Annotated in this window: 8 protein-coding genes and 2 tRNA genes; 2 read left to right on the forward strand and 8 right to left on the reverse strand. The window is 54.9% G+C overall.

Annotated elements, in window-relative coordinates; translation table 11 throughout:
- Positions 1-37: 37 nt before the first annotated feature.
- The 5 genes from JM93_RS15450 to JM93_RS15470 form a co-directional block, all read right to left on the reverse strand.
- Positions 38-502 carry a nuclear transport factor 2 family protein gene (locus JM93_RS15450; RefSeq protein WP_145345211.1) on the reverse strand — a complete coding sequence of 155 codons (465 nt, stop codon included), beginning with the start codon at positions 500-502 and terminating at the stop codon, positions 38-40.
- A 78-nt stretch (positions 503-580) separates the two neighbouring features.
- Complete coding sequence (gene cynS / locus JM93_RS15455; protein WP_145345214.1) at positions 581-1,045, reverse strand: cyanase; 465 nt, start codon at positions 1,043-1,045, stop codon at positions 581-583.
- A gap of 17 nt (positions 1,046-1,062) precedes the next feature.
- Complete coding sequence (locus JM93_RS15460; RefSeq protein ID WP_145345217.1) at positions 1,063-1,980, reverse strand: ABC transporter ATP-binding protein; 918 nt, start codon at positions 1,978-1,980, stop codon at positions 1,063-1,065.
- Between the two features lie 10 nt (positions 1,981-1,990).
- The gene (ntrB, locus tag JM93_RS15465) at positions 1,991-2,974 is read right to left on the reverse strand and encodes a nitrate ABC transporter permease (RefSeq protein ID WP_196220704.1); all 984 of its coding nucleotides are present in this window, start codon (positions 2,972-2,974) and stop codon (positions 1,991-1,993) included.
- 90 nt (positions 2,975-3,064) lie between these two features.
- Entirely contained in the window at positions 3,065-4,495 is a 1,431-nt protein-coding gene (locus tag JM93_RS15470; protein WP_145345220.1) for a CmpA/NrtA family ABC transporter substrate-binding protein, read from the reverse strand.
- Between the two features lie 284 nt (positions 4,496-4,779).
- Here JM93_RS15470 and JM93_RS15475 point away from each other — a divergent pair, with 284 nt between their 5' ends.
- Positions 4,780-6,675 carry a sigma-54-dependent Fis family transcriptional regulator gene (locus tag JM93_RS15475; RefSeq protein WP_145345223.1) on the forward strand — a complete coding sequence of 632 codons (1,896 nt, stop codon included), beginning with the start codon at positions 4,780-4,782 and terminating at the stop codon, positions 6,673-6,675.
- Positions 6,676-7,391: 716 nt separating this feature from the next.
- On the opposite strand, the gene JM93_RS15480 is transcribed toward JM93_RS15475, so the two are convergent.
- A tRNA-Pro gene (locus JM93_RS15480) sits at positions 7,392-7,468 on the reverse strand.
- A 370-nt stretch (positions 7,469-7,838) separates the two neighbouring features.
- Between JM93_RS15480 and JM93_RS15485 the strand changes: the two genes are divergently transcribed.
- Positions 7,839-7,913: transfer RNA gene (locus JM93_RS15485), tRNA-Gln, on the forward strand.
- Between the two features lie 47 nt (positions 7,914-7,960).
- Here the strand turns inward: JM93_RS15485 and JM93_RS15490 are convergent.
- Positions 7,961-9,265: an MFS transporter gene (locus JM93_RS15490; RefSeq protein ID WP_145345226.1), complete on the reverse strand. Its 1,305-nt coding sequence runs from the start codon at positions 9,263-9,265 to the stop codon at positions 7,961-7,963.
- Between the two features lie 330 nt (positions 9,266-9,595).
- Positions 9,596-10,996 (reverse strand): LamG-like jellyroll fold domain-containing protein (locus JM93_RS22305; protein WP_208995208.1); only part of this gene is annotated, 1,401 nt, incomplete at its 5' end.

A 10,996-nucleotide genomic window follows, 5' to 3' on the forward strand; every position in this document is an offset into this window, starting at 1 on the left:
CAAGGGATCTTCGGAGCACGTCAATTCTGTCCTGGGCTTAGAGACCCAATGCTGTCAGGCCTGGATGATCATCCGGGCGCATGCCGCTCGGCCACCGGAAGAGCCTGTCACTCTCTTGGATCGCGACATCATTGATGGACGCATGACGTTCCGCCATCAATCCTTCAGCATCGAAGCGCCAGTTTTCATTTCCATGGGATCGATACCAATTACCCTCGGCATCATGGCATTCGTAGACAAAGCGCACAGCAATTCTATCGTCACCATGGGCCCAAATTTCCTTGATCAGGCGATAATCAAGTTCTTTCATCCATTTGCGTGTCAAGAAGGCCTCGATCTCTTCCCGACCATGAACGAAATCTGAGCGATTGCGCCATTTCGAATCCGGAGTATAGGCCAATGCGACCTTGGCCGGATCTTGAAGGTTCCAGGCGTTTTCCGCCATTCGAACCTTCTTAACTGCGTCCTCATGTGTGAACGGCGGCAAAGGGGGTCTGGTCAATGTCGTGGTCCCAATCGGTCATCAACGGGGCGACGGACCGGACTTCGCGGCCGGCCCGCCAATTCAGTTTCGATGCGCTTACCAGCTGTTGTAGCCGAGAAACTTGCCGGACATCTCGACCTTCACCCGGTCGCCTTTCGGGTTGGCGACGCGCGTGATGCTCATGTCAAAATCAATCGCTGACATGATGCCATCGCCAAACTCTTCGTGGATCAGCGCCTTGATGGTCGGGCCGTAGACGCCGACGATTTCATAAAGCCGGTAAATGCAGGGGTCTGTCGGGACAGTTTGCTCCCAGACCTTTGTGGGGCTGTCGACAAGAACGTCGATCACTTCCGACGGCAAACCCAGCACCTGCGCCAGCGCCTTGGCTTTCTCCTCGGTCATAGCATTCATACCAACGCAGGCCGAGTGGGTCCAGACCGGCGACATGGAGATCTTATCTGCGATGTCCTCCCAGGACATGCCGGTTTCCTTTTTTGCGGCCAAAATGATCTGGGCCACGTCGTCTTTGGTAAGCAATTGCGGAACTTCGATGGTCATGGTTCGCTCCTGTTTTGTTATTCATTCACAGCGCGCAATTGCGCTTGATGGGTTGGATCATCGTCGCCTTCGAGCGTGTCTGTCCCGGTGCGATCAATTCGGATGGTTTCAGGTGAGTGTACTTCGCCGCCTCCGGACTGACCCGCCAGTTCCTTGGAACGCGAGCCGAGGAAGTGCACGAGATGATTGCGGATCGCGTAGTAGTTCGGGTGATCGATGATTTCTTCACGCCGACGCGGTCGTGGAATGGTGATCTCCACAGCCTCTGCCACACGTGCGAACGGTCCGTTGGTCATCACCAATATTCGATCCGCAAGTAAAATGGCTTCATCAATATCATGCGTGATCATGAAAACGGTTTGATTTGTCCCGTTCCAAATCTTCAGAAGTTCGTCCTGGATTGTTCCGCGCGTCAGCGCGTCAAGCGCGCCAAAAGGTTCGTCGAGAAGAAGCAGTTTGGGGTGATTGGCGAACGCCCTTGCAATGGAGACGCGCTGGCGCATACCTCCAGACAGTTGGGATGGTTTCCGGTGGATGGCGTCACCATCCAGCCCCACCATGGCCAGGTATTTTTCCGAATGTGCCTGAACCTCGGACTTGCTCCAATCCTGGTGCCGCGCCGCTACACCAAACATGACGTTTTTGAGAGCTGAGAGCCACGGCAGCAGCGAGTAGTTCTGAAACACGACGCCGCGATCAAGACTCGGTCCGGAAACCAGCTCGCCGTCCATGATGACCGTACCGCTCGTTGGCTCGGCCAGACCGGCAAGCACGTTCATGATCGTCGATTTACCGCACCCGGAATGGCCGAGAATGCAAACGAACTCGCCCTGTTCAACGCCGAAGGTGCTGTTTTCGAAAACGGTCAGCGTGCCCCCGGCGCCGTCCGGAAACTGCTGTGTCAGAAGTTCAATGGAAAGAAATGGTTTGGTCATCAATTCACTCCTATTCAGCGTAAGCGACGGCACGTTGCAGCCGGGCAAAGGCGGCATCGAGCAACATGCCCACCACGCCGATCAGCAGAATTGCGACAATCATCCGGTCGAGACGGAGACCATTCCATTCGTTCCACACCACGTATCCAATACCAGTGCCTCCAACAAGCATCTCGGCGGCCACGATCACCAGCCAAGCAATACCAATGGAGATGCGCATGCCGGTGATGATGGTCGGTGCTGCGGCTGGCAGAATGACAGTCAGTGCGGTCTTTGTAGTGCTCAGTTCATGTGTGCGCGCAACATTGACCCAGTCCGAACGGACACCGGCAACACCAAAAGCGGTATTGGTCAGCATTGGCCAAAGCGAGCAGATAAAGATCACGAAAATCGACGACAATTCGCTATCACCGATGGTAAAGAGGGCAATCGGCATCCAGGCCAACGGCGAGATCGGCTTCAGAACCTGAATGAAAGGATCGAGCGCCTTGTAGAACATAGGCGACATCCCAATGAGAAAGCCGAGTGGAATGGCGACTGCAGCCGAAAGTGAATACCCGATCAGAACCCGCAGCAATGAGTATCCCATCTGTATGCCGTAACCCATGTCGTTGGTTCCAGCAACGTAGAAGGGATCTGTTACGGTTGCCCACAACTCGGATCCGATCTGGCTTGGTGAAGGGAAAAGCGAGCCAGGCGCTGGCGCGCTGTTTTCATCCGGAACGCTGATACCGAGAGCTCGGATACCGCCTGCAGCTTCGATCATCGCACGTGAGAGATTCAGGGACGCAATTTGCTCCAGTTGGCTGAATTCAACGCCTTGAGCCGAATAATACTCAATGTCCTCGGGAAGCATCTTTTTCCCAAGCAGCGTGTCTGTCTCGGTCTGTGACAACACGACACCTTTCGGACCGGTGTCTGGAACATGGGTTGTGACATGCCAGATGAAGATGCCGACCAACAGAATTGTCAATGACAGCAGAGTGCTTCGCATATCTATTTTCTGGACCATAAAACAATCCCAAAAAGGTCTGACTTAAGACGGAGCAAGCGTGCTTGCTCCGTCTGTGTTTTTTTGGCTGGTTCAGCCAACGGTGCGGGAGAACGGTTGGCTGTCGATGAACTGTTGCGCCGCAGCCGGAGCGAACTCGCGGCCCTGAATGTCGACTGGCGCGTAGACATCCTGTTCTGCATCAGAGAAGGTCAAGTTCGGGTCAGCCGCCATCATTGCGCGCATCCGTTCACGTGTGGTCGTCGTCATCACTAGCTCTTCCGCAAGAGTGGAATAGTTGGTATCGCTGTCGATGTAGTTCCAGCGCCGCAACTGCGAAAGCACCCAGGTTCCCATTGTTTGGGTTGGCAAAGGCATGAACGAAATCCGGTCCGGAACGTTTTTGATATTGCCTTGCCCGTCTGGGAACACACCGGTCAGGATCTGTTTCAGAATTTCAACGGGCTGGTTGAGATAGTTTGCCGGCGCCATCGATTCCGCGAATGCAACGCGGCCCTCGGCCGTTTCCGCTGAAGCCGTGGCCTCCAGGATAGAGGTCGTTAATGCCATGGTCGTGTTCGGGTTTTCTGTGATGAACTTCTCAGACAGACCGAACACACAGCACGGATGCTGTTTCCAAAGGTCCAGCGTCAGCTTGTGAATAAAGCCGACCTGATCATAGACGGCACGCTGACAGAACGGGTCCGGTGCGAGATAGCCATCGACGTTTTCTGAGCGCAGGTTTGCGACCATTTCCGGCGGTGGTACCACACGGATCTGGATGTCTCGATCCGGGTCCAGGCCCGCATCGGCAACGTAGTTGCGCAAAAGCAGGTTGTGCATCGAGTATTCAAACGGGACCGCAAACTTGAACCCTTTCCAATTTTTGGGATCCTGGTTGTTGCGGTGCTTGTTCGCCAGAACGATCGCCTGGCCGTTGGTATTTACATTCGACACCACTTTCCAAGGTTGTGCCGTCGATCCAATGCCGAGTGACATTGCCATTGGCATCGGGAATAGGAGGTGTGAACCATCGTATTCGCCATTCAGACACTTGTCGCGTGATACGGCCCACCCAGCTGTCTTAACAATATCAACATCAAGACCATACCGCTGGTAGAAGCCTAGCGCATGACCGCCAATGATCGGCGTGGCGCAGGTGATCGGCACGAAACCCAAAGTCAACTTTGTCTTTTCTAGGTTTTTCATGGCCTCTTCGGCCATAGCCTGAAGTGACGTCAGCGGGAAAACGGTTGAGACGGCGGCAAGTGCGCCAGTCACACCGGCACTGCGTAAGAACGCACGACGCGAAATGTCCGTTTTAAACAATCCCTGCATGACGGAACTTTCAAGCGCACGCGCCATTCCGACTTCTGCGTTCAACGATTGTTTGGCGCGAAGCTTCAAGATGTTGGCATCTTCCTTTGAGAGCCCAGCATAGGGATCAGCAGGGCTCTCTGAAGCCTCACCACATTCGTTCCAAACATCGATGTTTGGATTAAACGGGTCTTTGAAGTGGGTCATGTGTTACCTCTCAAGAAACTGCATGGACTGACAAGACACCCTCACGACAATTCTTTTTCACCAAGGATTTGGAAGTGTGCGCCGCGAGCGGAAGACTGCTGGGACTTACAATGAGCGGACATTAATCATAAAAATAGCCGCTTTCGAGATCCTGATAAAATTCTTATATGCAATATTTATCAATTACTTATACTTTTCTTTTCCGATTAAAATAGTACGAAAATTCATAAATTACGAAATTTCGTGTAAGCTCGAAAAGCAGCGTGTCAGTTCGGATGCTTGGAATGGATATAAGTCTAAATGATCAAGATCTGTCAGTTCTCCTTGAAGTCATTCCGCTCCCAATGCTGGTGCTAGATACGAAAGAAGATCGCGTTGTCAGCGCGAATGTTGCGGCGCGCCGCGTGTTGGTTGACCCGCTGCCAGAAGGCTTCAGGTTTTCCGCGTCTATCAAATCGGACATTGCTGAATTCATAGTTTTTCTGGACGAGGTTATTCATCGCGGATCCGCGTGGACGCGAAAGATAGCCCTCACCAGTCAGAATGGTTTTCCGGTCGAATGCGAAATCAGGGCGAAAGTGATTGCGCACGATCCCGACGCACAGCGCGCCTTTATCGGATTACTGATCTTGGAGCTCAGCGAACTGTCACAACATGAGAACCAGTTCGAAACCAATCGACTTCATCGCGAAGGTATTGTCGGATGGAAGCATGCTGAAGAGTTCTTTGCAGAACTTGAACTGCAGAACCAGCTTATCCTCAACGCAGCGGGAGAAGGTATATACGGGGTCAATACCCAAGGCCAGGCGACGTTCGTCAATCGCGCAGCGCAAGAAATGCTCGGCTGGACGCTTGAGGATCTTGTGGGAAATGTCATCCATGACATCATCCACCATCATCACACCGATGGCAGCGTTCATCACGCACATGACTGCCCGATATATAAATCATTTCGTTTTGAACAGGTGATGCGTGTTGATGATGATGTTTTCTGGAAAAAAGACGGAAAACCCATACAGGTGGAATACGTTTCAACCCCAATCTACAACCAGAAGGTCTTGGCCGGTGCAGTAATTGTCTTTCGTGATGTGACTGAGCGAAAACTCAATGAGAAAAAGCTCCTTGAAGCTATGAATGAAGTCGCTGAACTCAGAGATCGCCTGGAGCAGGAAAATGCCTATCTGCAACTGGAGATAACAAAGGAACGTGCGCATCATCATGTGATCGGCCGCTCTCCCTCGATCCAACAGCTTCATGCCAAGATCGACCTGGTTGCCCCCACGAGCGCACCGGTTCTGATCACCGGTGAAACTGGAACCGGCAAATCAATCGTCGCAAATGCGATCCATACGAATAGCCTCAGGAAAGGACGGCCTCTTATTCGCTTTAAATCTGGGTCGGTCAGCCGAACGGCGATTGAAGCCGAACTATTTGGCCGCTCTGAAAACGCCAATGGCGGTGAAAGACCACAGATGATCTCAGGGGCGATTGAGTTGGCGCATGGTGGGACTTTGTACATTGAAAATGTGTGCGAGCTGCCGCTCGAAATTCAGAACAAGCTGTTAGGTGTTCTTCAGGACGGCAAGTTTAAGCGGATTGGCGACACACAGTTCAAGAACCTCGACGTGCGGGTCATTGCGGCAAGCACCAGCAACGTCGAACGCGAGGTCTCCGCCGGAAGGTTCAGCGAAGAACTCTTTCTAGCATTGAATGTCTTTCCTATCAGCTGCATCCCATTGCGCGATCGCAAAGACGATATTCCAGATCTCGTGACGCATTTGTTGTCGGTCGCCTGTGAGCGCCTCAATCGACCTGAACCTTATGTGACAGAGCGCACCATGCGAATGCTGACAGAGTATGCTTGGCCAGGAAACGTTAAGGAGCTGCGGAACGTTATCGAACGCGCGGCGATTGTATCCCGCGGCGAGAAATTGATTGTGGAACTCGGTGGTGCGTCCGGACTGCGCGCCCAGAGCGCCAAAACGGTCAGAACCGAGCATGAAATGCAGTTGGAAATTCGAGCCAATATCGTGATGGCCCTCAAAGAGACGCAAGGCAAGGTGTCTGGCAAAACTGGAGCAGCCGCCCTGCTCGGCATCGAACCGACAACGCTTTACTCGCGCATAAAGAAACTTGAGATTGAAAAACGGGAATGGCAGGTGCTCGATGGCGGGCTATAGCGATAGTACAACGCAGATAGATTGAACCCGACTTTTGCCCGAATTTTTCACTAGCGTGTTTAATCGTGCGGGGCCGCCCGGTGAGCTTGTGGCAGGCGATTGATTGCTTACACAATACTAGGAAACCAAAAATCTACGCTGCACGCTAATGGTTGATAAGACAATCCAGATCTAGCTCTCTTGTTTAGCACCGCAGTGAAGGTCCGGTTCCCGCCCAATAACCTATGGAGCATGCCGATGGGATCGGCATTTCGGCGATGCAGCAAAGGTCCGGAAGGTCCCGCACTACCGCCATTTGCTCATTCCGCAGCGAATGGCCGGAATCCGCCCTCAATAGACTTTCGGTCGTCTCGCCACGAATGACAGCTTTCCAAATCGAGCCGCAAGCCTGTGAACGAACGCCTTGAGAACGTAAAGCGGACGCCGAAAGAATAGCCATATGACTGCTCGCTTGGCTGTATCCATGCCTTCTTATGACGATCTGATTTTATTGAAGTCGCTCGGCGCGCTGCTTGTTCCTGAGCGATTGATACGCTGCTTTTTGTCTGGGCCGGGCGTCAGCTGTCTGCCGACACTCGGCATACTTGGGAAAACAGGGCCCAAGGAATTCAGTCAAAACGTTGGCCCAATCATTGGCCCAAAACTTCTGATAACTCGCAACGTTTCGTGCAAACGAAAAAATTGATTTAAAATCAATACTATAAATAAAGGAAAAATGGTCGGAGTGAGAGGATTCGAACCTCCGACCCCCTCGTCCCGAACGAGGTGCGCTACCAGGCTGCGCTACACTCCGATCCGTATTCTGACCTGTTTATTGCGTCAGACGCATGCAAACAGCTCATCGGGAACAGCGGGCGGTGCCGCGCTGTGTGACGGCTGATTTAGCACCGGTTTTTTCTTCCCGCAAGAGCTTTGCCGTATCTGCTTTTTAAAAAGTCTGCCCTCGGTTCACCGGTGGCGGAAAACAGCCCGGCACACTGGTTTGACCGCTGTCCCAGGTGGGCGGCAAAAGCATGTTTCCGGCCGATAAGGCCGGCAAATGGGGCTTTTCATCAAAGCCGGCTAAACCGTTCTGGGGAAAACTTTTCGAACCGGCGGAATCCTGCGCGCATTGCCCTCTTGCGCTCCGGGCCGCACCTCGTTATACACCGCTCCCACGGCCTTGGGGTGTAGCCAAGCGGTAAGGCAGCGGTTTTTGGTACCGCCATGCGCAGGTTCGAATCCTGCCACCCCAGCCAGTCTTCCCAACAACCATTATGATGTTTTTCAGACGGGTTTTTCGCGCTTATGCGTCCCGCGGCTGATCCTTTGCCTCTTCCTGTTCCTGGGCTGCAGCCTCGGCAACAACGAGGGCCATCTCCGTTGCTTGCAGCGGCGCCGGGATATAAGGCGCCTGATCTTCGACCGGAACCGGCACGCGCCGTGTCATGCGCCAAACCGCGAAAAGCGCGAGGCAGGCGTGGAAAACCACGAGAGACAGGAAGAAGCCCGGTGCACCGAAGAAGCCGAGTGCGAACCCTGCAAGGATCGGGCCGCCCACAGACCCTGCACCCAGGATCAGCACGAGACCGCTGCTGGCACCGATCATTTCGTCGGTTTCCAGGTAGTCATTGGTGTAGGCCAGCGACAACGAGTGGATCGACAGGGACAATCCGCCGGCCAGCGCCACAAGGGCAGCAGACACCGGTGCGTCAATGCTGGTCAGATCGCTTGCAAACAGGCAAACCAGCGCCGCTGCCGAAGTCACGATCGTAATCATGATGCGCCGGTCAATCCGGTCTGACAGTTTTCCGATCGGCCACTGCAGGATCGCCGCTCCCAGGATCAAAAGAGCCATGAACAGCGACGTGTCTGAGACGGAAAACCCCGCGCTTCGCGCATAGACGGCCCCCATGCCAAACAGGGTTCCATTGGCAAGCCCAGCGATAAACACGCCGAAAACGCCAAGCGGAGAGGCGCTTGCCAGACGCTTGAGCGAGACAGGACGCGCATTTTCAGTGACGGGCTGAGGTGTGGCGCGCAACAGCAGCGGCACCACCGCAAATGAGACCAGAACCGAAACGAGAATGAACAGATCCGCTCCCTGGCTGCTGGCGATATTGAGGAAGAACTGTCCGCTGCCCATGCCCGCGAAGCTGACAGCCAAATAAAGCGCGAGAACCTGGCCTCTGGTTTCCTGCGGTGTCCGGTCGTTCAGCCAACTTTCGGCAACCACGAAGACACCGGCATAGCAAAAACCGGTAACGAACCGCATGGTCCACCAAAGTGCTTCATTGACGAACACGGAATGCAGCAACACGGCACCGGAAGCGATTGCGGACATGGCGGCAAACACCCGCACATGACCAACAACCCGAACGCCTTTGGGGGTCCACAGCGAACCGGCGAGCAGTCCGGCAAAAAAGCCGGACATGATAATGCCGATCACGGAGGCGCTGAAGTTTTCGCTTTCCGCACGCACGCCCAGCAAGCTGGCAAGCAATCCGTTGGCCACCATCAAAAGAAAGATCCCGAACAACAGCGTCCAAACGGATTTCAGAGTGTTCGGCAGGCTTGGCGAAGCGGCCAGGGGGGAGGGTGCGACAGTCATGGCGAAAAGATAGCACGCTCCGGTGCGGGGCCGGTCTCCGGATACGACTTGAAGACGTCTTTTTTGGCCGCACAACACACAATTCGCGATCTAGGATCCTCACCGGTGGCTCCCATGTGACGGTTCAGCTTCACGGCTGGCGCCCCGATGCAAGGAAGGACGGTCAGCCGCTGCGCGCTGGCACGTTGTTTGGCGATTGGGAATGCTGATTGTGTAAGCAGAACAGATGCTTCCGGCCGGCCCCGCGAGCTGGATATGACATGCGGTTGTCACGTCAGGCTTCAGCCTCCGCACCCGGTTTGGGCGCGGAGGCATTGGCGCTCGGACCGGTCACACTATGGCGTCGATGTCAGCCAGAGCCTGTGCGCCCAAACCGGTAAGCTGCTGGTCCAGAACAGCAAAGTTCGAGATAACGCCGTCAAAATGATCCCGCGTTCTGCCCAACTCGCCAGTCTGGCTGGTGTAGTCATTTGCCCCGATGACCAGTACTTCCCTGTTCGCAAGCCAATTTTGGGTAAGGGCATCGTTCCGGGCAACTTCCGTTCCATCGATATAAAGTATGGCGCCGTGATCGCCGAAGGAGAAGGCAAAGTGATGCTCCGTCCCAGCGCTCACAACATCTTCGGCTTTCAGCCAGTATGATTTCTCGGAGGTCTGAAACCGAATGTGAACATCGCCGTTGCTTTTGACCCAGGCGGTTAGATGGCCGCCATCCACGTAGCTTTTGGCATCCTTGGAAAACAGCGCGTCCCGGCCCGTGATCTCATCGGCCTTGAACGAAAACGCGATGGTTCCCTCATCAAGCGCCATGCCATCGGTGTGGGCGGTTGCGAACTCGGAGCCGCGTTTGCCGTCCATCTCAAGGTCCCCCGCGATTGCGAAGACGGGTGTGAGGCCTTGCGGGAGGGTGAGGTCGCTTGCTGAGGGTAGGTCGAGAGTGAGCGGTGTGTCGGGGCGCGCGCTGCCGTTGGTGATGGGCTGAAGGGCTTCGTCCAGGTCCTCGATGGAGTTGACAATGCCATAGGCGGGCTTGGCGGTGGTCGAGATGTCGGCCTCGGTGACGAGATCGCCGAACACCTTGATGGTGCCAAGGTCGTCATTGGCATGGGCGCCGCCGCCATTGCCCTGATTGGAGTAAAGCGAGATCAGCGAGTGGTCCACAATGCCATCGCCATTCTCATCGCCATAGGTGATGGAGCGGATCTCGGTGGTGTGACCCTCGATGATGATCCGGTCGCCCCCGGCCTTGGAGAAGTCGGTGATGATGTCATCGCCGATGACATCGACCCAGTGGTCGTGGATGTTCTCGTTCTCGCCCGCAACCCCATGCCAGCGGATGGTGCCGTCATCCTTGGTGTGTTCCTCGATGAAGCGCTTCTTGGCGTTGATCAGCGTCTGGAAGTAGAAGACGTCGGCGCCAAGGCCGCCTGTGAGAATGTCATCGGCGGGGATGGGCTGGTCGGGATAGAGCTTGCCGTTGGTCAGCTCGTTATAGGGATCGCCCTCGTCGCGGTCCGGGTCATAGGCAACAGGTCCCTCGCGGCCATCGGCCTGGGAGATGAGGAAGTCGTTTCCGGCCCCGCCATCGAGGATGTCCTCGCCATGACCGCCGTCGAGCACATCATTGCCGTCGCCGCCATTAAGGTCGTCATTGCCGTAAGACCCCTGCAGGATGTCGTTGCCGCCATTGCCGTTGAGGGTATCGTTGCCGAGCCCTGCGAGGATCGCGTC

Origin of the sequence: Roseibium hamelinense (assembly GCF_007830545.1) — a bacterium.
Lineage (GTDB): Bacteria > Pseudomonadota > Alphaproteobacteria > Rhizobiales > Stappiaceae > Roseibium > Roseibium hamelinense.

Excerpts from the sequence above, each read along its gene's own strand:
- JM93_RS15460 (WP_145345217.1), bottom strand. The coding sequence starts at position 1,980 with ATGACCAAACCATTTCTTTCCATTGAACTTCTGACACAGCAGTTTCCG.
- JM93_RS15470 (WP_145345220.1), bottom strand. The coding sequence starts at position 4,495 with ATGACCCACTTCAAAGACCCGTTTAATCCAAACATCGATGTTTGGAAC.
- JM93_RS15490 (WP_145345226.1), bottom strand. The coding sequence starts at position 9,265 with ATGACTGTCGCACCCTCCCCCCTGGCCGCTTCGCCAAGCCTGCCGAAC.
- ntrB (WP_196220704.1), bottom strand. The coding sequence starts at position 2,974 with ATGCGAAGCACTCTGCTGTCATTGACAATTCTGTTGGTCGGCATCTTC.
- cynS (WP_145345214.1), bottom strand. The coding sequence starts at position 1,045 with ATGACCATCGAAGTTCCGCAATTGCTTACCAAAGACGACGTGGCCCAG.
- JM93_RS15475 (WP_145345223.1), top strand. The coding sequence starts at position 4,780 with ATGGATATAAGTCTAAATGATCAAGATCTGTCAGTTCTCCTTGAAGTC.